Here is a 21,609-nt window from a genome sequence, read left to right on the forward strand (position 1 = left end):
GATGACCTACACCTACGACGCCCACCAGTATCGCGCCTTCTTCGAGCAGGAATTCACCTACCTCAACGGTTTCCGCCGAAATGTCACGCGATACGCCGACGCGATCGCGATGATCGACCCCGTCACCGACACCGAATGGACCTACGCCGACCTGGGTCGCCGGGTCGACGGGATCGCCGCCGGACTGCGTGAACGCGGCGTCACCGACGGCGACGTGGTGGCCTACCAACTGCTGAACGGACCTGAGTTCGCCCAGCTCTATCTCGCCACGCAGGCGGCGGGCGCCGTGGGTTCTCCGATGAACTTTCGGCTGGCGGCGGGCGAGACGGCCGCCATCCTGGACATCAGCCGACCGTCTGTGTTCGTCTATGAGACCGATCTCGCGCCGATGGTGACCGAGGCGATCGCGCGAGCCGACCACACACCGTCCGTCCTCATCGGAGTCGGCACGGGCGAGCTCGTGAGCGGTCCGGTGTCGATCCGGTTCGCCGAGCTCGATTCCACAGAACTCGTCCCCGATCCGAGGCGCGGCATCTTCGACGAGACCACCCGCCTCTACACCTCGGGAACCACCGGGATGCCCAAGGCCGTTCCGATGAACTCCGCGATCGAGATCTTCTCGGCGCACGACGTCATCATGCACTTCCCGTTGAGCCCGGAGGATCGCACGCTCAACATGACCCCCTGGTTTCACCGCGGCGGACTCTACTGCGCCGGCCCCAATCCGGCCTTCTACCTCGGTTCCTCCGTGGTCCCCATGCGCGCCTTCGACGCCGGCACCACCCTGGATTGGGTCGAGAGGTACCGGTTGACCTTCTTGATCGGCGCGCCGACCAACCTCGCGATGCTCGCTGCAGCACAACAGGAGTCACCGCGGGACCTGTCCAGCCTCAAGGGCATCGTCACCATGGGCGCGCCGCTCGAGCGCGAGGCCACTCTGCACTATCAGGACGTCCTCACCCCGAGGATCTTCAACGGGTACGGCTCAACCGAGGGATTCTGGAACACCTTCCTGCGGCCGGACGATCTCCCCGACCACGCGGGGACCGCCGGACGGGCCTGCATCGACGACGATGTGCGTGTCGTCCGAGTGCGCGACGACGGGCGCCTCGCCGAAGCGCACGACACCGTCGCACGCGACGGAACCGAGGTCGGCGAGGTGATCATCCGATCTCCGAAGTGCGCTGCCGCGTACCACGACTCGCCGAACCAGGAAGCGGCGAAGTACCACGGGAGTTGGCTGCACATCGGCGATCTCGCCACCTGGGATGCCGACGAGTTCGTGACCATCGTCGGCCGCAAGGACGACATGCTCATCTCCGGCGGCGAGAACGTCCACCCCGTCCAGGTGGAAGAAGCGCTCAACGGCCATCCCGACGTCGCCGACTCGCTCGTCGTCGGCGTTCCCGACGAGCAGTGGGGACAACTCGTCGTCGCCTACATTCTCCCCTCCGAGGGCGCCGCGCCCACCGCCGAGATCCTGGACGACTACTGCCGCACGCATCCGATGCTCTCCCCGTTCAAGCGCCCTCGCGCCTACCGGTTCATCGACACGCTCCCCGTGTCGGCCACCGGCAAGAAACTCCACTACAAGGCCACCGAATCCGCCGCAGCCGAGGTGGCTTCCGGCGAGTTCGTCACCCCGCAGACCCCTCAAGGAGCCACCCGATGAGTACCGCCCCGTTCTCCGCCCTCGACCCACTCAACCTCGATCTCGGATACTCGGATGATGAGCTGGCCGTACGTGATTCGGTCCGCGGGTTCCTCGCCGAGCACGTGACCCCGCACATCGGCGAGTGGTTCGAACAGGGATCGATCCCGATCGCCCGCGATCTGTTCAAGCAATTCGGTCAACTCGGCGTCCTCGGCATGCACCTCGACGGATACGGTTGCGGTGGAGCGAGTTCCGTCCACTACGGACTCGCGAGCCTCGAACTCGAGGCGTGCGACTCCGGCATCCGCTCGATGGTGTCGGTCCAGGGATCCCTCGCGATGTTCTCCATCTACAACAACGGCAGCGAAGAGCAGAAGAACCACTGGTTGCCCTCGATGGCCGAAGGAACGACGATCGGGTGCTTCGGACTGACCGAACCCGATGCCGGGAGCGACCCCGCGGCCATGAAAACCCGAGCTCGACGCGACGGCGACGACTGGATTCTCGACGGGCGCAAGATGTGGATCACCAACTCCCCCATCGCCGACGTCGCCGTCGTCTGGGCGAAGACCGAGAGCGGCGTGCGCGGCTTCATCGTGCCGACCGACACCCCGGGAGTCAGCACTCCGGAGATCAAACACAAGCTGTCGCTGCGGGCCTCGACCACGGGTGAGATCGTCCTCGACAACGTGCGACTCCCATCCGATGCCGTGATGCCCGGCACCGACGACCTGCACAAGGGCAACGGGATCAAGGCGCCGTTGTCGAGCCTCACCGAGGCCCGCTACGGCATCATCTGGGGCTCCATCGGTGCGGCGCGCACGGCCTGGCAGGCGGCAGTGGACTATTCGACCCAGCGAACCCAGTTCGGCAAGCCGATCGCCGGGTTCCAACTGACCCAGGCCAAGATCGCCGACATGGCGCTCGAACTGCAGAAGGGGCAACTGCTGGCAGTCCACCTCGGGCGCCTCAAGGACTCCGTCGGGTTGCGGCCCGACCAGGTCAGCTTCGGCAAGCTGAACAACACCCGGGAAGCCATCGAGATCTGCCGCACCGCACGAACCATCCTGGGCGGCAACGGCATCTCGCTCGAATACCCCGTGATCCGGCACATGGTGAACCTCGAGTCGGTGCTGACCTACGAGGGCACCCCGGAGATGCACCAACTCGTCCTCGGCCAGGCGTTCACCGGCGAGAACGCGTTCCGTTGACGTCCAGTGGTCTCGATACGCCGCCTCGCCTGGCGGCTCGGAGGCTACTCGACCAGCAGGGTCCGACCGCTCATCGAGTAGCGCCGAGCGAGCGCAGCGAGCCACGCGTTCACCCGCCGGTTGAGCAGCGCCGAGCGAGCGCAGCGAGCCACGCGTTCACCCGCCGGTTGAGCAGCGCCGAGCGAGCGCAGCGAGCCACGCGTTCACCCGCCGGTTGAGTAGCGCCGAGCGAGCGCAGCGAGCCACGCGTTCACCCGCCGGTTGAGTAGCGCCGAGCGAGCGCAGCGAGCCCGACGCGTATCGAAACCACCTCCACCACAAAGACATCAGGAGAATCACCGTGGCCTCACTGATCCACGACATCGAGCACAAACACTTCCGGGAGACCGTCGCACGGTTCGTCGCCGAGCAGATCACCCCGGCCCACGATGCCTGGGAGGACGCCGGTCAGTGGGATCGTGCGCTGTTCACCGAGGCCGGCAAGAACGGACTCCTGGGTTTCGCGGTGCCGGAGCGGTTCGGCGGCCCCGGAGTCGACGACTTCCGCTACCACGCCATCGTCGTCGAGGAAACGGCCCGAACCGGCGCGGCCGCGGAGGCGATCGCGTTCTCGCTGCAGAACGACGTCGTCCTCCCCTACCTCGTCGAGATGACCGACGACGACCAGAAGGCCCGCTGGCTGCCCGGTGTGGTCTCCGGCGACACCGTCCTCGGCATAGCGATGACCGAACCCGGGGCCGGCAGCGATCTCACGGGAATCCGGACCACCGCCGTCCGCGATGGTGACCACTACGTCGTGAACGGATCGAAGACATTCATCTCGAACGGCCGCAACGGCGACTTGTTCGTCGTCGCCGCGCGGACGTCGCCGGACAAGCACCGGGGACTGACCCTGCTGGTGGTCGACGCCGACACCCCCGGGTTCGAGCGCGGCCGCAAACTCGACAAGATCGGCCTGCACGCCCAGGACACCAGCGAACTGTCCTTCACCGATATGCGGGTGCCCGTCGCCAACCGGCTCGGCGAAGAAGGCCAAGGCTTTTACCAACTGGTGCACAACCTTCCGCAGGAACGTCTCTCACTCGCCGTCGGCGCGGTCGCGGCGGCGGAGGGGACCTTCGCCCGTACGCTCGATTACGTGCAGGAGCGCACCGCATTCGGATCGCCGGTGTCGTCGTTCCAGAACACCCGGTTCGTCCTCGCCGAGTTGGCCACCGAGCTCGACATCGCACGCACCTTTCTCGACGACTGCATCGCAGAACATGTCGCGGGTGAGCTGACCGCGGCTCGGGCGGCCAAACTCAAATGGTGGGCGACCGAGCTGCAGGTGCGCACCGCCGATCGGTGCCTGCAACTGCACGGCGGATACGGCTACATGCGCGAGTATCCGGTGGCGCGGGCCTTCGTCGACGCGCGCATCCAAACCATCTACGGCGGTACGACCGAGATCATGAAGACCATCGTCGCCAAGGACCTGGGCATCTGAGAGGATGACAGCCGTGACGAGGAGCTCCATCCCATCGACCCGCGGTGCTTCGAAGGGCACTGCATCGAAGGGCACTGCATCGACCACCTCCGACGACGTCGCCGAGGCAGTCAAGGCGGTCCGCGTCTCGTCGCGACGACGTCAACTGCTCGACGCCGCCGTCGTCGTGATGGGGCGCACCGGTTTCCACCAGATGTCGATGCAGGCGCTGGCCGACGAGGCGCAGGTCAGCGTCGGACTCTTCTACAAGTACTTCGGCAGCAAGGAGGACATCCTCCTCGCGGCGATCATCGACATCCTCGAGACCTTCCGCGATCAGCTGCAACCGGCGATGGACCTCGCCGGCGACGATCCGGTCATGCAGCTGATCGCAGGCTTCCGTCAGTACACGAGCATCGTCGACGAGAACCGCGACGCCGTCGTGCTCACCTATCGGGAGAGCCGGACTCTCGATGCCCAGGGCCGCGAACGCATCAAGGAGCTCGAGGTCGAGACCGCCGCCCCGATGCGCGCCGCGGTCGAAGCCGGGGTCGCGGGCGGTCTGATGAACGACGTCGACATCGATCTCGTGGTGTTCGACCTGATGATGCTGGCCCATGCCTGGGCGCTCAAGCACTGGCACTTCGGCACCGAGTTCGACATCGACACCTATATCGCGGCACAACTGCGACACTCGCTTCGTGGGCTGGTCGTCGCCGATCGCCTCGAGGAGTACCTGGTCCGCATCTGATCAGCCGGCCGGGGCCGTCACCGTCGACGTCAACGTCCGGGCGTACGCCGCGACACTCCGCCCCGCCGCCAGCAACGGCTCGCCCGATCGAAGGGTGCGCGCCATGACGAAAGCGCCCTCGAGGGCGGTGATCACCGCGATGATCAACGAACGCGCGTCGTCGTCGGACAGCCCTCGTTCACGAAAAAGCTTGGTGCCCCCAGTGATCCATCCGTCGAACACCTCGGCGGAGACCTCTCGCAACGCCGGTTCGGCGTCGGCGACCTCCCCCGCGACCGTGGACACCGGACACATGTTGACCCACCCCGTCTCCTCGATGGTCCGCGCCGCCTCGGCGAAGGCCGACTCGATACCTACGACGACGTCGTCGTAGGGCGCGAGCAGCGCGGTCACCAATTCGCCGTAGGCCGCACCGGACTGGCGCAGGGCCGCCTCGGCGACGGCCCGTTTTCCACCCGGGAAGTGGTGATAGACAGAGCCGATCGGCGCCTCCGCCGCCGCCACGACCTGTTTGATCCCGGTCGCGGCGTACCCCTGGCGTCGCAGCAATTCGGCCATGGCCACCACGATCCGTTGATCCGTCTGCATATGGCCATACTAGAACATTTGCTCTAGAGTGATCGTTCTAGAGCAAATGTTCTAGTCGTCGAACAAGGGAGGGCATCATGCGTCAGGTCCGATTGCCGGCAGGTCCGATCGAGTACGCCGAGGATGGTGACGGCCCGCCCGTGGTGCTGCTCCACGGCCTGTTCATGGACGAGACACTCTGGGACACCACACTGCCGTTCCTACCCACAGGGTTTCGCTATCTCCGGCCGGTCCTGCCCCTCGGCGGTCACCGGCTGCCGATGAACCCCGATGCCGACCTCGAGTTGAACGGAATGGTTCACGTCCTCGCCGACTTTCTCGAGGCACTCGACCTCCGAGATGCCACGATTGTGCACTCCGACTGGGGCGGAGGACTTTTCCTCACCGCGATCGGTCGCGACGAGCGAGTCGGGGCGATGGTGGTCCTGCCGTGCGAGGCATTCGAGAACTTCCCTCCCGGCCTGCCCGGGAAGATGGCGACGCTGGCGTCGAAGATGCCTGGCGGGATCTCGCTGGCTGCACGTCAGCTCCGGATCAGGTGGTTGCGCCAGACGCCCCTGCTGTTCGGGTGGATGACGGCCGAACCCATCGCCGACGATGTCGTCCGGCGGTGGACCGACCCCGTGCTCACCGATCCCGGCGTGCGGCGTGACCTCGAGAAGTATGCGGCCACGCGACACGACCGGAACGCGCTCGTCCGGGACACCGAGGCCCTGCGCGACTTCCGCGGCGACAGTCTGGTGCTGTGGTCACCGCACAATCGGGTGATGCCACCCGCACACGGCCCGCGGCTCGCCGACCTGCTCCCGGGCGCCCGGTACGCCGAGATCGAGGATGCGGCCGTGCTGTCGATGCTCGATCAGCCGGTCGACGTCGCACGAGAGATCGGCGAGTTCCTCCGGGCACGGACCGAGGCGCAGACGCGGAAGTGAGGTGCTGCGGGGCGGTTTCGGGGGTCTCGAGCCAGCGAGTGGCTACTCGGCGATGAGGTCGTTCAACCGGCTCTCGACCATGCCCACGGCGAAGCCCAGTGCACCGAAACGCTCATTGGTGGTCTGCCCGTGGTAGTAGCGGTAGTAGATCTGCTGCGCGATGACGGCGAGCCGGAAGTGACCGAAGGCCTCGTACCAGCGCCACTTCTCCGGGGTCATGACGAAACCCATGCGCTCGCAATACCGTTCGACGAACTCGGTGCGCGTGAGCATGCCGGGAAGGTTGGTCGGTACGCGACGCATCGCCTGCGTGGCCTCGTCGTCGTCGGCCTGCACCCAGTAGGCCAATGATCCGGCGACGTCCATCAGCGGATCGCCGAGAGTGGCCATCTCCCAGTCGAGGATGCCGATGACCCGGGTCGGGTCCTCATTCGACAGCACGACATTGTCGAGCTTGAAATCGTTGTGTATCACGCAGTTCGCGATGTCGTCCGGCTGGTTCTCGGCGAGCCAGGCCATCACGGCCTCGTAGTCGGGGACGTCGTCGGTGCGGGCGTTGCGGAAACGTGCCGACCATCCCTCGACCTGCCTGCGCACATAGCCGAAGCCCTTGCCGAGATCGGCGAGCCCGGCCTTCTCGGGGTCGACCGAGTGGAGTTCGACGAGCGTGTCGATGAAGTGGAGACACAGGTCGCGGGCCTGCTCGGGCGACAACGAGACCTCGGGCGGGAATTCCGTGCCGGCGATGATCCCGTCGATCTTGCCCATCACGTAGAAGTCGGATCCCAGCACCGATTCGTCGTCACAGAACGCCACCATCGGCGCGATGTAGGGCAGGACCGCCGACAGCTTCGACTGGATCCGGAACTCGCGACCCATGTCGTGGGCACCGCGCGCCTTGGTGCCGCCGGGCGCCCTACGCAGGATGAGGTCACGGTCCGGATAGCTCAGCAGATAGGTGAGATTCGAAGCGCCACCGGAGAACTGCTTCACCGTGGGGGTTCCGTCCAGGCCGGACGGGTCGTCGGCGTTCTCTCGCAACCACTGCGCGACCCGCTCGACGTCGAACGCATCCTCCGAGCGCACCTCACGTGCTCCGGCCACCTGATGACTCACCCCGACAACCCCTCTCTGCAGAACGTCTTCGCCGCGACGTTACCCGTTGGTGAACAGACGGTGCCGCCACTCACCGATACTTGCCGAGTTCCAGCCGGGCGACGACACCGCGATGCACCTCGTCGGGACCGTCGGCCAGGCGCAGCGAGCGTGCACCGACCCAGGCGGCCGCCAACGGGAAGTCGTCGGTGAGGCCCGCGCCGCCGTGCAACTGGATCGCCATGTCGATGACGTCGAGAGCCATGTTCGGCACGTCGACCTTGATCTCGCTCACCGCCGACAGCGCGTCGCGGCCCAGCCCCTGGTCGAGCAACCACGCCGCGTGCAGCACCAGCAACCGCGACCGATTGATCGAGATGCGCGCGTCGGCGATGCGTTCGCTGTTGCCGCCGAGCTTCGCGATCGGCTTGCCGAACGCCGTGCGTTCCATGGCCCGCCGTACCCCGAGTTCGAGTGCGCGCTCGGCCAGGCCGATCGCCCGCATACAGTGATGCACCCGGCCGGGTCCCAGTCGTCCCTGCGCGATCTCGGCGGCGCGTCCCGGTCCGAGCAGGATGTTCGACGCCGGCACGCGGACATCGTCGAAGGACACCTCACCGTGCCCGAGCGGTTCGTCGAAGTACCCCATCGTGGTGAGCATCCGGTCGACGGTGACACCCGGGGTGTCCACGGGGACCAGCACCATCGTGTGACGCGCGTGCCGATCGGCGGTCGGGTCGGTGACACCCATGAAGATCAGGATCCGGCATTCCGGATTGCCGACGCCGGTGGAGAACCACTTGGTGCCGTTGAGCACCACGTCGTCGCCGTCGAGGACCGCACTGGCCGCCATGTTGGTCGCATCGGACGACGCGACGTCGGGCTCGGTCATGCAGAAGGCGCTGCGGATCGAGCCGTCCAGCAACGGATCGAGCCACCGGTCGCGTTGGGCCTGCGAGCCGTAGCGCAGCAGGACCTCCATGTTCCCGGTGTCCGGTGCGTTGCAGTTGAAGACGATCGGAGCCAGCATGCTCGATCCCATCGCCTCGGCGACCGGTGCGTAGTCGACGTTGCTCAGGCCCTCGCCACCGTCGGTGCCGAAATCCGCGGCGTAGCGGCCGGCGTGTTCCTTCGGCAGGAAGAGATTCCACAGTCCCGCCTTGTGCGCCTTGGCCTTCAGCTCGGCCAGGACCGGCGGCGGCGACCACCGGTCCTGGCCCGCCTCGCGACGACGCGCGATGTCGCGGTGCACCTCGGCTTCGATGGGCGTGATCTCGTCGGCGATGAAGCTCGCGACGCGGGAGGTCAGATCCGCGGACCGCGGAGACGGGGAGAAGTCCATGACCCCGACCGTAGCCTGCGCGTCTCGACCGGTGCGGCGATTCGCCTACCGCCGGGCCCGGGCCGCAGGATGCGCGCCGGTCGCGACGGGCGCCCATCGGCGACACAGCCAGAGACACAGCGCAACCCATGCTCCGCCGATCAGCCACCCGGCGACGACGTCGGTGGTCCAGTGCACGCCGAGGTAGACACGGGTGCATCCGATCGCCACCGACCACAGCGGCGCGATGACCAGCACGGCCGGATGGGCTCGCACCCAGGACACCGTCCGGTAGAGCGTCGCGCCGAGCAAGCAGTAGACGACCATGCTCATCATCGCGTGGCCGGACGGGAACGAGAAGGTGTCGATGTCGATGAGACGGTCCGCGACGGGCGGCCGAGGACGCGCGACCAGGTTCTTCAGACCGACCATCAGCACCTGACCGACAAGGGCGCCGGCACCGATCAGCACGGCCTCGGCGTAGGCACGCCGCGCCACGAACGCGACGACCGCCACGACGACGACCACGGTCAGGAAGAGCGCATTACCCGTCGTCGTGATGACCTGCGCGATCGTCGTGGCGATGTCGGTCCGTGCGCCGACGACCGCATCGGTGATCGACCGGTCGATCCCGCTGGGACTCAGCAGCACCGGCGGCACCACCGCAAGTCATGCCCAAGCGTTCCGCAAGTCATGGGTCACACCCTATCGATGCACCCGGCGAGATCCCTGCTCTCACGCCTTGCCGGCCACAGTGCCATCGAAAGGCAACGCCATGCACACCTCCGTCCTCTACCGGATCGGCCACGCGAGCGCGTCCCATCCGTTCCGTGCCCTGATCGGCTTCGCGGTCGCGCTCGGCCTCCTGCTCGGCCTCGCCTCCACCCTGGGTGGGCAGACCCAGGAGAACTGGGATGTCACGGGCACGCCGTCGCAGACCGGCATCGAGATGCTGCGCGAACACGTACCCGGGGCCGGCAACGCGTTCGCGCGGATCGTCGTCCGCTCCGACGACGGCGCGCTGTCGCCCGGCGAGACGTCGGCACTGCGCGAACGACTGACCCGGATGCCGCACGTCACCACCGTCGACAAGCCACGGCTGTCCGCCGACGGCGACACCGCGGTGCTCACCGTCGGATACGACGTCCCGGTCACCGACGCCGACCTGATGGGCGACGCGAGCGCGTTGGAGCGCGCGATCGAACCGTCCCGCGCCGACGGACTCCAGGTGGAGATGAACGGATCGCTCCCGGAGACCGCGGCCGCTCCGATCAAGGGACACGCGGAGATCATCGGCGTCACGATCGCCTTGCTGATCATGGTGTTCGCGTTCGGCTCCGTCGTCGCCGCGGGTCTCCCGATCGCATCCGCCCTCGGCGGGCTGATCGCCGGATCGGCCGGGGTCACCCTGCTCGCCGCGGTCACCGATGTCAGTCCGACGGCCCCGATGGTCGCGAGCATGGTCGGGCTCGGCGTCGGCATCGACTACGCGTTGCTGGTGGTGAGCAGGCACATCGAGTTCGTACGCCGCGGCCATCCACCGGTCGAGGCCGCCGCACGGTCGGTCGCCACCGCAGGACGGTCCGCGGTGTTCGCCGCGACCACCGTCCTGGTGTCGCTGATGGGTCTGCGACTCGCGGGCCTGCCGACCTACTCGTCGTTCGGTTTCGCGACCGCGATCGCCGTCGTCGCGATGCTGGCGGCCACGCTGTTGGTGGTGCCGGCGCTGTGCCGACTGACCGGCGACCGGATTCTGCCGCGCACCGTCCGTCACGCCGAATCCCGCCACGCCGACATCGTCCGGTCGGGGGAACAGCCCGCACGTGCACCGCTCACCGCCCGCTGGGCGGCGGCGGTCGGCGCACGTCCGGTCGCGGCGATGCTCGTCGCCGGAGTAGTGATGCTCGCCCTGGCGGCACCCGCCGCCGCGATGCGCACGTGGCCGCAGGACTCCGGCGCGCAATCGACCGAACTGACCACCCGGCAGGCGCACGACCTCATCGCCGCCGAGTTCGGGACGGGCGCGAACGCCGACGTCGTCATCGTGGCGCCGACCGATCGCGTCGACGCCACCGCACTGGCATCCGCACTCGACGAAGTCCGTGGCATCCCGGGCGTCGTCGACGTCGCGTCACCCACCCGCTCCCCCGACGCCGCACTCGACATGGTGACCATCACGATCGCGCACGACCCGGCCGCTGCGGCGACCGGCGATGTGCTCGACGCGATCCGGGCCGACCTCCCACCCGGCGCCATCCTGACCGGCTACACGGCCTACCTCGACGACATCTCGGCCATGCTCGAGAAGCGGATGTGGGTGGTCATCGGATTCGTCGTGGCGGCATCGGTTCTGCTGCTGCTGGTCGTGTTCCGGTCGGTGGTGATCCCGCTGAAGGCCGCATTCATGAACCTGCTGTCCGTGGCGGCCGCCTACGGCGTGATCACGATGGTGTTCCAGTGGGGCTGGGGCCTGTCGCTGCTCGGCGTGGATCACCCTGTCGCCGTGTCGAGTTGGGTGCCGATCCTGGTGTTCGCCATCCTCTTCGGGCTCTCGATGGACTATGAGGTGTTCCTCCTGTCGCGGATTCGGGAAGAGTGGCTGGCCACCGGCGACGCGCGGACCAGTGTCATCAACGGGCTGGCGAAGACCGGTCGGGTGATCACCACGGCCGCAGCGATCATGGTCGCGGTCTTCCTGAGCTTCGCCTCGGAGACCGACATCGTCCTCAAGATGATGGGGCTCGGCATGGCCGTGGCGGTGTTCCTCGACGCGACCGTGGTCCGGATGGTGCTCGTCCCCGCGACCATGGCGCTGCTGGGCGGCCACAACTGGTGGCTGCCGACCTGGCTCGACCGGATTCTCCCGCACGTCGGTGTCGAGGCGACCGCATTCGACGACGACGACTGCGACGAGCGGGCGCTTCGTGACGCTCGCAAGCTCGCTCCTCAGCGACCAGAAGAGGACGCTCACACGCTCGCTCCTCGCTGACAACCCGATCCCTGAGGAAGGCCGGAGCGCCAGCGGAGGACTGTCACGAAGGGTCGCTCGCACAAGCGCACCCCAAGTGAGACCCAAGCGGACTGTCCGACCCTGAATCCAGACAGCCCGAAGAACGAGAAAGGCCAGTGAGAGATGACCGCACAGACCCACCCCGCGACCCCGTCCGGCACCGTCGAGCAGCTGAGGCTGCCCGGCCAGTTCGCCGCGCCGGACGGTCCGCTCGACCCGTTCATGATGTACCTCGCCCACCACGGTTTCCGGCGGGATCTCGCCGACTTCGCGCGCTGCGTGCCGCGCACGCCGTCGGCGGATCGCACGACCTGGCGTGCGCTGCAGAAGCGGTGGTCGATCTTCCGAGAGATCCTGCATCACCACCACGCCGGGGAGGACGCGTGGATCTGGCCCCTGCTGGAGGAGCGCAGCACCGACGACGAGCGCGCGATCCTCGCGGCGATGGAATCCGAGCACGGCCTGATCGACCCGCTCCTGGACGCATGCGATGCCGGATTCGCACGCATGGCGGCCGGGGCGGACGACACCGACCGTGCCGACCTGACGACGGTCCTCGGCGACACCCACGCCCACCTCACCGCCCACCTGGCCCATGAGGAGAGCGACGCGCTGACCCTCATCCAGGCCCGGCTGAGCGTCGAGGAATGGGCCGGGTTGGAGGAGAAGTTCGGCGACGACTCGTCGCTCACGGATGCGCTACGACTGGCCCCCTGGATGCTCAAGGGCCTCGACGACGACCGCCGCGCGATCGTCAAACAGCGTGTCCCGCGGCCGCTCTGGGTCCTCGCGGCACTCGGCGCCCGATCGTTCCGGCGCGGCGAGCGCCGGGCGTTCCGCTACGACCCCGACAGCACGGTCTGATCGGCGGGCGGTTCCTCAGCGCGACGCCAGCGAGCGAGCGATGACCAATCGCTGGATCTGGTTGGTGCCCTCGAAGATCTGCGTGATCTTGGCCTCGCGCATGTATCGCTCCACCCGGAAGTCGCGGGTGTAGCCGTACCCGCCGAACACCTGAACGGCGTCGGTGGTCACCGACATGGCCGTGTCGGTGGCGAGGAGTTTCGCGGTCGCCGCGGCCCGTGAATAGGGTCTGCCGGCGTCACGTCGACGGGCGGCATCGAGGTAGGTGGCGCGGGCCGAGTCGACGGCGGCCGCCATGTCCGCCAAGAGGAATCCCAGACCCTGGTGATCGATGATCTTGCGGCCGAATGCGGTTCGTTCCTGCGCGTAGTCGACGGCGGCATCGAGTGCGGCCTGCGCCAGACCTGTGGCGACCGCGGCGATGCCGAGCCGGCCGGAGTCCAGCGCGGAGAATGCGATACTCAGGCCCTCCCCCTCCGCACCCAGTCGCCGGTCCTCGTCGACGAATGCGTCGTCGTAGGTCGCCGAGGTGGTGGGCACGGCGTGGAGCCCCATCTTCTCCTCCGGCTTTCCGAACGCCAGTCCGTCGGTGTCGCGGGGCACGAGGAAGCAGCTGATGCCCTTCGACCCCTCGCCGGTCCGCGCGAAGAGGTTGTAGACGTCGGCGATCCCGCCGTGCGTGATCCATGCCTTCGCACCGTTGACCCGATATCCACCCTCGACGGTGCCGGCGCGACAGGACAGGGCCGCCGCGTCCGACCCCGCCTGCGGCTCCGACAGGCTGTAGGCACCGACGAGACGGCCGTTCAGCAGGTCCGGCAGCCAACGTTGCTTCTGCTCCTCGGTGCCGAAGTTGTAGAGCGGATGGCACGCGAGGCCATGCACGCTGACGGCGACGGCGACCGCCGCCCACCGCGCGCCGAGTTCCTCGAGAACCTGCAGATACACCTCGTATGGCTGCCCGCCCCCGTCCCACTCGACCGGGTACGGCAGACCGAGCAGACCGGCCTCACCCATCTCGGCGAACAAGCCCTCCGGATAGGTTTCGTTCTTCTCGTGCTCGTCGACGATGGGGGCCAGCCGCTTGTCGGCGAAGTCCCTGGTCATGGCGATGAGATCGCGAGCCTCATCAGTGGGTAGCAATCGATCGACCGGCATGACACGACCTCCGAGGGAACTAGAGCAGTACTGAAGTACTCCTCACAGTACTATGTGAGACATGACCGACGACACCGCGTTCGCAACGACCCGACGCGGCGACCTCTTCGACGGGTTGGTGACACTGTTGCTTGCGGAAGGCTTCGCCCACCTGGGGGTCGCCGAGCTGGCCGCCCGGCTGCGATGTTCGAAATCCACGCTCTACACCCTCGCCGGCAGCAAGGAGCAGCTCGTCGTCAAGACGGTGACGCACTTCTTCCGGGTCGCCACCGACGAGGTGGAAGGCCGCGTCGCGGACACCGAGGGCGCCCGCGCGAAGGTCATCGCCTATCTCATCGCGGTGGGCGACGCACTCGCCCCCGCCTCGGAACAGTTCATGACCGACCTACACGCCTATGCGCCGACCCGCGAGCTGTACGAGCGGAACACTCAGGCTGCGGCGCGCCGGGTGGGCGAGCTGATCGCGAACGGCGTCGCCGACGGCGACTTCCGGGACGTCAACGCGTCGTTCGCCGCCGACCTCGCGGCCTCGATGATGAGTCGTATCCAACGTCGTGAGGTCGCCGCCACCACCGGACTCGACGACGCGCACGCCTACCGCGAGCTGGCCTCGATCCTCACGGTCGGGATCGATGCCCGGACGACCACCTCCGCAGGTGCGTGACGCCTCGTCCGTCGACCCACCACTCGACCGGTGCCTCGGTGCGGACACCGTTGCGCTGCACCATCACCCACAGTTCATCGTGGATTCGGACCTCGCCGTGCAGAGTGTCGACGTCGCGCATCGCGGTGAACCGCATCGCCTCGGCACACTGCGCAGTCCCGGCGTCCCCGACGTCGCGGACCTCGGACTCGATCTCCTCCCCCGCGGTCGGCAGGTCGAGGATGTCGGCGAGCAGATCCGCGTCGTCGCCCTCGACGCGGGCACCGGCCAGAACGGCCTCCCCCGGGGCGAGCACCTGCAGCACCCAGGGGGTGTCCACGACGACCGCGGTCTCCACGGCCTCGCCCGACATGGTCCGGACATGCTGCGGCACATCGAGTTCCGAGGTCATGATGACTCCGTCGCGCACAGCGCGGACGACGGAACCGTAGGCGGATGCCGCCACTCCCGGGGTGATCGTGCGCTGCGGATCACCGAGATGCGCGAGGACGGTGTTCGCGTCGTCGGGAGACTCGATCTCGAGTCCCCCGAGAGCTGCGGCGAGAGCATCTGCATGCGGGTGGTCCAGGGCGTCACGGACACCGAGAACCCGCTCATCAGAGGGCGATCGGTACCAACCGAGCCGGTGCCCGTCGACGACGGCGTGATGACGTAACCACCAGGCTGTGTATCCGTCACGGTCGGCCAGCACCGGCGCGAGTGCCTCGTCCGTGGCGAGCAGGGTCAGTGCCTCCGGCCACCGGTCGTCGGCGACCAGATCGAGGTCGCGCACGGCGATCAGGCGATCGGGCGGATCGGCCGCCGACGACCACCACTCGTCCTCGTCGGGCAGATCGTGGTCGGGTCCGACGGGCAACTCGTCGACGACGGTGAGGAATCCCCAGCCGACACCGATGCGGCGCAAGACCTCCGGGCCGACCGCGCGGACGAGGCCGTCGGCGACGACGCCGAACGGCGAGTCGTCGACGAGCACCGCGGCCAGTGGGCTGTCCGGCAGCAGGAGCTCGTCGGCCGGGCGCAGCGAACCGTCCTGATCGGGGATCAGCAAGCCCGACAACCATTCCGGTGCCACCGCTGATGGGTCGGTGGCCAGCAGCGCGAACACCGCGTCGGCGATCTCGCTCATCTCGTCGTCGTCGACGTCGGTGATGAGCTGTTCGAGGGCCGGATCGGACAGGGCTACCGACACCGACAGCGACTCGGCGCCAAGTCGCTCGACGAGCGGATGCCGGGCGTCGGCGTGCAGGGTGGGTACCCAGGGGATCGGGGTGTCGATGGTGTCCGCGACGAAGAGCCCGCGGGCGCCGATGTTCATCCGGCCGTCGGCCCGCGGGACCGGCAGCGCCCCCAGCTCTTCCACATCGGAGGCACTGATCACCAAGGGCGAGAGTGCCTCGTAGAGGTCGCGCCACCAGGTCGGGTCACGGTCGACGCCGATGAGCCGCTCGGCGAGGTCGGCCGGCCCGATCTCCGTCACGCCCACAGATCTCAGCCGCGCCAGATGCCGCCGCTCGGACACGTCCGGGTGCGCGAGGTCCCCCATCACAGGCGCGAGCACGTCGGCGAGCGCTGCGGTCAGATCGGGGAACACGACCGAACGGCTCGGGACGAGATCCGCGGCGGCGGAACCGCCCTCGGCCGGGTCTGTAGTCGCGGCGGGAAGCCAGGCCGCGTACCGCAATTCATCGATCACGGCGTCGCTCAGAGCGCTGTCGTCACGGTTGCGGCTGGCGGCGTGCGTCGGGATCAGCACCGGCCGCCACGACGCACGCACTGCGGCGATGAGGTCGCTGTATCCAGCTGCGGCCGTGCCGATGTCGGCGTCCGGATGTAGGTGTCGCCGGTCGGGGGTCAGCGGCAGGTCGGTGATGACGCGTGCCGGCAACGACAGCTCGATGTCGGTGGGTGTCGGCGCACACAGCACATTCGGATCGGGGCCACGCGGGCCGTCGGCGCCCAGTTCCACCAGCCACCGGGTAGCGCCGCCAGTCGACTCGGCCCACTGCCGTCGCTCGGTGCGGCCGCTCGTCTCGACGTCGACGATGGCCGTCGCGGTCGTCTCCGACAGCGGCTCCCGCCGAATCGACGCGACCGCGTCTGCCACCGAGACCTGCTCCAGTGCAGGAAGTTCCAGGAGAAGGTCGGTCGCCTGTGTCCGAGCCATGTCGATCAGGGCATCGACGGACACCCCGTCACGCAGATGGAGGATGATCTCGGTGTCGAGACCCTTGGCCGGCGTCTCCGCCACCGGCCAGGCGAGCCGGAGCAGTGGCGGCACACCGCCGGGAGCCCCGACGGCGACCCCGGAATCGACTGCGGCACGCACGGATTCGGCGCGGTCGAACACGATCGATCCCGTCGTGGACCGGACCTCGACGCGGTCGGCGACGGTTGCGGTCGCGGTGAAGCCGACCCCGAACCGGCCCACGTGCGGGGCCTGCGTCGATCCGGTCTTCGCCGAGACCCGGAGGGCGAGCAGGGATCGGACGCCGTCGACGGTCAGCGGCGCCCCGGTGTTGCCGACATGCACCGTGGTGTCGGTGGCCCAGATGACCAGCCGGCCCGGCACACCGGACGCCGCGGCGGCATCGGCGGCGTTGGCGGCGAGTTCGGTGAACAGTCGATCGCGGTAGCCGACCGTGACCAGATCGGTCTCGGCGGCGACGTCCTCGGCCAGGCGGGTCGGCGATGTCCGCCAGGTGTCGAGTGTGGCCGAACGCAATGCGGCGAGACCGAACGCATCGGCGCCACCGGCCGCCCCTGCGGCACCGGCCCGGTCGGCGGCACTCACCGTGTCAGGGCGCCTCAGGAGGTCACGTCGCCGGCGGAGCCGACGCTGACGATCTCCAGCGCACCGTCGTCGTAGGCGTCGTAGGCCGGAGAACCATCACCCTTCGGCGCCGGGACGTCGGAGTGCGCCCCGCACCCGTAGTCGGCGGCCACGACGTGACCGTCGGCCGAGTACTCGTTGGCACACACCCCGAACGCCGGGCGCAACGCACCGGCGAGGGGAAGGTAGAAACCGCAGGTGGCACAGCTGTAGGCGGCGGCGACGGCCATGTCCGCACGCGGCCCGAAATCGCCGTCGTACCAGCGCTGCGCGGCCTCGTCGCGCCCTTCCCGGCTCAGCAGACGCCGTCGGCCCAGACCGAGTTCACCCGCGACCTGTCCGATCTCCTCGTCGTCGTCGGCGCTCGGCTCGTCGTCGGCGGGAAAGCGGAACTCGTCGCCGGTATCGATCTGGTTCGGCACCAGACGCGCGTCGTCGGGCTCTGCGGCCAGGACATCACCCGGGGTGAGGTCGCCGGCGGCGACGCGCTCGTTCCACGGCACCCAACTCGGGGCGAGCAGCGATCCCTCACCCGGGAGCAGCACGATCTCGGAGACCGTGATCTCGTCCGTGTCCGGCGCACCCGCCAGGACGACGCACCACTGCCAGCCGCGGTAGCCGACGAGTCCGGCCTCGAAGTAGTGGGCGACGGCCCACTCGCCCTCGGTGGCGCTCTCCAGGTGCGCGCCCGGATGTTGGCCGTCCTCGACGAGCGCCGCGCGCGCCACGTCGACGGCGGCACGCAGCCGGTCGGCGTCGAATGCAAGAGTCACCCGTCCAGTGTGCAACACCGCGTGACCTGCGCGGCACCGACCCGTCATTTGCGGTCTCGCGCGCCCGGATTCATCGCGTTCACCGTGCCCGGTCGTGAGCGAGGTCACCCCCGGCACGCGCGAGGCGGCCGTGCCGACACCGAGTCGGTGCGATGAGGAACAATTGGCGATGTGAACCGACCCAGTCCCCGCTTTTCGCGGCGGGAGCAGAGCGAACCGACGGGGCCCGACCCCCGCGGCACGGCTCGCGACGCCGGGCCGGCCGACGACCGTCGCAACCACCGGCAGCATCCGGGCACCGCCAACTATCCGGCCGACGACGGCCGGACAGCGCACATCCCGCCGGGGGCGTCACGTCGTCCCACCGGTCGCCCCGTCAACCGCGGCCCCGCCGACCACGCCTACCTGCCACCCCGCACGCACAACCCGCATCTGCCACCGCTCGACGACGCCGGCCATCCCGATGCCGCCACCGACCGTCTCGGCGGCACGCGCGCGATGCCGAGCGACGTCCCCGGTGGGCGCGGTGTACCGAAGAAGATCACCGTCGCCCGGGTCGCCGCGATGCGCAGTCGCGAGCTGACCGGCCGCGGCATCGGGAAGATCTATCAGGCGGCCACCGCCGACGGGGCCGACCGATCGGGACTCACCGCGCTGACCCTGCCGGTCATCGTCAACTTCGCCGTCGACGCGGCCATGGCCGTCGCGCTGGCGAACACCCTGTTCTTCGCAGCGGCGACGGGTGAGTCGAAGACGAGCGTCGGCCTGTACCTCGCGCTCACCATTGCGCCGTTCGCGGTGATCGCACCGCTCATCGGGCCTCTGCTCGATCGTCTGCAGCACGGTCGGCGGATCGCGATGGCGACGACGTTCGGTCTCCGCGTGGTCCTGGCCCTGCTGATCATGGCGAACTGTTCCTGGGACTCGACCGCCCAGCAACTGCAGTACGACCCGTGGGTGCTCTATCCGTGTGCGCTCGGGCTGCTCGTGCTGTCGAAGTCGTTCGGCGTGCTGAAGTCGGCGGTCACGCCGCGCGTCGTCCCGCCGAGCATCGATCTGCCGCGGGTGAACTCCCGTCTGACCACCTTCGGCCTGATCGGCGGCACGATCATCGGCGGTGGTGTCGCCGCGTTCTTCGAACTGCTGCTCGCGAAGGTGCTGCCGATCCACATCCCGGGCGCCATGGCGTGGCTCGCGCTGATCGCCGCGGTCGGCGCGTACCTGTGCATGCGCATCCCGTCGTGGGTCGAGGTGACCGAGGGTGAGATCCCGACGACGCTGACCTATCACGGCGAACCGGCCGCACGTCCTGTCCGCGACGACGCGGGTGGCACCGGCCTGCGCGGCGCCCGCGAGACGGCGACCGCCATCGCCGCCAAGATGCGGCAGCCGCTGGGCCGCAAGGTGGTGGCCGGACTCTGGGGCAACGCCACGATCCGGATCCTGACCGGCTTCCTGACGCTCTACATCGCGTTCTACGCCAAGGCCCAGCAGGACGTGCACTCCGACTGGACACAGCTCGTCCTGCTCGGGGCCGTCGGTGCAGCCGCCGGTGTCGGCAACATGATCGGCAACGGTCTCGGCACACGCCTGGAGCTGAAGAATCCCCCGCAGATCGTGCTCTGGTGCACCGCCGCATGTTTCGTCGTCGCCACCCTCGCGGCGATCTTCGGCAACATCGTCGTCGCCACGGTCGCCGCGTTCATCGCGTCGGGGACGAGTGCTGTCGGCAAGGTGTGCCTGGACTCCTCGATCCAGGACGACCTGCCCGAGGAGTCACGGGCGTCGGCGTTCGGCCGGTCGGAGACGGTCCTGCAACTGGGCTGGGTGCTGGGCGCGAGCCTGGGCGTCCTGCTGCCGCCGACATTGTGGATCGGCTTCACCGTCGTCGCCGTCCTGCTCGGGATCGGACTGCTCCAGACCGTGCTGACCACACGGGGATCGTCGTTGGTCCCCGGTATCGGCGGCCGGCGCCCGGACTATGCGGAGCCGACGGTGGCGATCCACCTCGGCGACGCCGACCGCATGACGCGTCGATCCGGCCATGTGCCGCCGTCGCAGGCCGCGACCCGGGCACATCCGGCCGCCGACGGCCTCCACGGAGCCGGATCGACCGCGCGGATGCCCGCCGAACGTCCGCGCACCGACCGGATCACCCCAGACCGAGATCGCACCGACCACACAGGACAGCCCTAGAACGTGAATCTGAACAGCGGAGAGAAGAAGGCGCTCGGCGTCATCGCGGCGGTCGTCGTCGCGTTCGTGGTCGTCGTCGGCGGCACGGTGGTGTTCCTCACCAAGGACTCGTGGTCGGGGGACGACACCTCGCACGACGACATGTATCTGCAGCTCGCCGTCGGTGACCGGCTCGTCCGGGTCGAGCCGACCCGCATGTGCGATGTGTTCCTGAAGAACTGCGAACCCGAGAAGCTCACCGACATGCGTATCCAGCGGGTGCCGGTACCCGTCGGCGAGACGGTGATGCTGTCGGTGTCACAGGGCATCGCGGAGTGGCCGTGGAACCTGGTCGTGCAGTATCTGACGCCGGATGGGCCGGATGGGACGTCCGTGCCGATGCGGTCGAACTCGACCTACACAACGGTCCTGCAATCCACGCCCGAACGGGTGCTGATCAACGTCGAGGTGCAGGTGCCGTCGGCTGTGGCCGACGCCGGCACCGACAACGTGATCGCCCGCGGATTCCTCGCCGCCAACACCACCCCCGACAACCTGCAGATGCGTGCGGCCCAACGGGGTTGAGCGGGTCCGCGGTCGAAGCCTCGCGGCGCCGCGACCCCCGCGCCCTCAGCGTTCGAGTTCGCGGGTGACCGCGCGCACGACCTCGGAGATCCGCTGCGACGTCTTGCGGTCCGGGTAGCGGCCCTTGCGCAGCTCCGGCTGCACCGTCCCCTCGAGCAGGGTGATCAGGTCCGCCACCATGCCGTGCAGTTCGTCCGGGGTGTGCCGCTTGGTCTCCTTGCGGGCGGCCTCACGGGTGTTCTTCGCGACGCTCGGGGCGGGGTCGAGAACGGTGACCGACAGGGCCTGTGGACCGCGACGGCCCGCGGCCATGCCGAATTCGACGCGTTGGCCGGGTTTGAGGCCCTCCACGCCCTCGGGCAGGGCCGACGAGCGGACGTAGACGTCCTCCCCGCTGTCCTGCGCGAGGAATCCGAAACCTTTGTCCGCGTCGTACCACTTCACCTTGCCGGTCGGCACTGTGCTCACCCTCATCTGTGCATCGGAGTTCCATGACAAAAGCGCCCCTCACCTGACTTTCGGCTGGTCCGTCG

At 68.4% G+C, this 21,609-nt stretch carries 18 protein-coding genes; 10 read left to right on the plus strand and 8 right to left on the minus strand.

Translation table 11 applies throughout. The annotated features are described in order from the left end of the window. Window position 1 precedes the first annotated feature (1 nt). The 4 genes from EEB19_RS18030 to EEB19_RS18045 all read left to right on the plus strand — a co-directional run bounded on the left by EEB19_RS18030 (window position 2) and on the right by EEB19_RS18045 (window position 5,081). On the plus strand, window positions 2-1,672 hold the full coding sequence (locus EEB19_RS18030) for a class I adenylate-forming enzyme family protein (protein ID WP_187588724.1): 1,671 nt from the start codon (window positions 2-4) through the stop codon (window positions 1,670-1,672). Further along, entirely contained in the window at window positions 1,669-2,865 is a 1,197-nt protein-coding gene (locus tag EEB19_RS18035) for an acyl-CoA dehydrogenase family protein (RefSeq protein WP_187588725.1), read from the plus strand. The genes EEB19_RS18030 and EEB19_RS18035 overlap by 4 nt, the downstream gene beginning before the upstream one ends. Window positions 2,866-3,205: 340 nt before the next feature. Beyond that, entirely contained in the window at window positions 3,206-4,351 is a 1,146-nt protein-coding gene (locus tag EEB19_RS18040; protein ID WP_187588726.1) for an acyl-CoA dehydrogenase family protein, read from the plus strand. 28 nt (window positions 4,352-4,379) lie between these two features. Further along, window positions 4,380-5,081, plus strand: a complete 702-nt coding sequence (locus EEB19_RS18045; protein WP_262365761.1) for a TetR/AcrR family transcriptional regulator — start codon at window positions 4,380-4,382, stop codon at window positions 5,079-5,081. Here the strand turns inward: EEB19_RS18045 and EEB19_RS18050 are convergent, their stop codons facing one another. Continuing rightward, entirely contained in the window at window positions 5,082-5,669 is a 588-nt protein-coding gene (locus tag EEB19_RS18050) for a TetR/AcrR family transcriptional regulator (protein WP_187588728.1), read from the minus strand. Between the two features lie 77 nt (window positions 5,670-5,746). On the opposite strand from EEB19_RS18050, the gene EEB19_RS18055 reads away from it, so the two are divergent. Further along, a complete protein-coding gene (locus tag EEB19_RS18055; protein WP_187588729.1) occupies window positions 5,747-6,601 on the plus strand; it encodes an alpha/beta fold hydrolase in 855 nt (284 codons plus the stop codon). Between the two features lie 42 nt (window positions 6,602-6,643). Here EEB19_RS18055 and EEB19_RS18060 read toward each other — a convergent pair whose 3' ends face one another. The 3 genes from EEB19_RS18060 to EEB19_RS18070 form a co-directional block, all read right to left on the minus strand. Then, entirely contained in the window at window positions 6,644-7,717 is a 1,074-nt protein-coding gene (locus EEB19_RS18060; RefSeq protein WP_187588730.1) for a phosphotransferase family protein, read from the minus strand. 70 nt (window positions 7,718-7,787) lie between these two features. After that, window positions 7,788-9,038 (minus strand): acyl-CoA dehydrogenase family protein, encoded by a 1,251-nt coding sequence (locus tag EEB19_RS18065; protein WP_187588731.1) that lies wholly within the window; start codon window positions 9,036-9,038, stop codon window positions 7,788-7,790. A 45-nt stretch (window positions 9,039-9,083) separates the two neighbouring features. Beyond that, window positions 9,084-9,668 carry a phosphatase PAP2 family protein gene (locus EEB19_RS18070; RefSeq protein ID WP_187588732.1) on the minus strand — a complete coding sequence of 195 codons (585 nt, stop codon included), beginning with the start codon at window positions 9,666-9,668 and terminating at the stop codon, window positions 9,084-9,086. A 124-nt stretch (window positions 9,669-9,792) separates the two neighbouring features. Between EEB19_RS18070 and EEB19_RS18075 the strand changes: the two genes are divergently transcribed. Continuing rightward, window positions 9,793-12,006 (plus strand): MMPL family transporter, encoded by a 2,214-nt coding sequence (locus tag EEB19_RS18075; RefSeq protein ID WP_187588733.1) that lies wholly within the window; start codon window positions 9,793-9,795, stop codon window positions 12,004-12,006. A gap of 144 nt (window positions 12,007-12,150) precedes the next feature. After that, window positions 12,151-12,891, plus strand: a complete 741-nt coding sequence (locus EEB19_RS18080) for a hemerythrin domain-containing protein (protein ID WP_187588734.1) — start codon at window positions 12,151-12,153, stop codon at window positions 12,889-12,891. 15 nt (window positions 12,892-12,906) lie between these two features. Here the strand turns inward: EEB19_RS18080 and EEB19_RS18085 are convergent, their stop codons facing one another. Further along, complete coding sequence (locus EEB19_RS18085; RefSeq protein ID WP_187588735.1) at window positions 12,907-14,049, minus strand: acyl-CoA dehydrogenase family protein; 1,143 nt, start codon at window positions 14,047-14,049, stop codon at window positions 12,907-12,909. 61 nt (window positions 14,050-14,110) lie between these two features. Between EEB19_RS18085 and EEB19_RS18090 the strand changes: the two genes are divergently transcribed. Then, window positions 14,111-14,713 carry a TetR/AcrR family transcriptional regulator gene (locus tag EEB19_RS18090; RefSeq protein WP_187588736.1) on the plus strand — a complete coding sequence of 201 codons (603 nt, stop codon included), beginning with the start codon at window positions 14,111-14,113 and terminating at the stop codon, window positions 14,711-14,713. Here EEB19_RS18090 and EEB19_RS18095 read toward each other — a convergent pair. Then, the gene (locus EEB19_RS18095; protein ID WP_262365754.1) at window positions 14,667-17,504 is read right to left on the minus strand and encodes a sacsin N-terminal ATP-binding-like domain-containing protein; all 2,838 of its coding nucleotides are present in this window, start codon (window positions 17,502-17,504) and stop codon (window positions 14,667-14,669) included. The two genes, EEB19_RS18090 and EEB19_RS18095, sit on opposite strands and share 47 nt — an antisense overlap. A 14-nt stretch (window positions 17,505-17,518) precedes the next feature. Continuing rightward, on the minus strand, window positions 17,519-18,316 hold the full coding sequence (locus EEB19_RS18100) for a DUF3027 domain-containing protein (protein ID WP_262365755.1): 798 nt from the start codon (window positions 18,314-18,316) through the stop codon (window positions 17,519-17,521). 336 nt (window positions 18,317-18,652) lie between these two features. On the opposite strand from EEB19_RS18100, the gene EEB19_RS18105 reads away from it, so the two are divergent. Both EEB19_RS18105 and EEB19_RS18110 read left to right on the plus strand, forming a co-directional pair. Continuing rightward, window positions 18,653-20,512, plus strand: coding sequence for an MFS transporter (locus tag EEB19_RS18105; RefSeq protein WP_262365762.1), 1,860 nt, complete (start codon window positions 18,653-18,655; stop codon window positions 20,510-20,512). 3 nt (window positions 20,513-20,515) lie between these two features. Then, a complete protein-coding gene (locus EEB19_RS18110; RefSeq protein ID WP_262365756.1) occupies window positions 20,516-21,076 on the plus strand; it encodes a DUF2771 domain-containing protein in 561 nt (186 codons plus the stop codon). A gap of 45 nt (window positions 21,077-21,121) precedes the next feature. Here EEB19_RS18110 and EEB19_RS18115 read toward each other — a convergent pair whose 3' ends face one another. Then, window positions 21,122-21,535, minus strand: a complete 414-nt coding sequence (locus tag EEB19_RS18115) for a cold-shock protein (protein WP_187588766.1) — start codon at window positions 21,533-21,535, stop codon at window positions 21,122-21,124. Window positions 21,536-21,609 lie beyond the last annotated feature (74 nt).

Origin of the sequence: Gordonia sp. OPL2, from assembly GCF_003797825.1 — a bacterium.
Taxonomy (GTDB): Bacteria; Actinomycetota; Actinomycetes; order Mycobacteriales; family Mycobacteriaceae; genus Gordonia.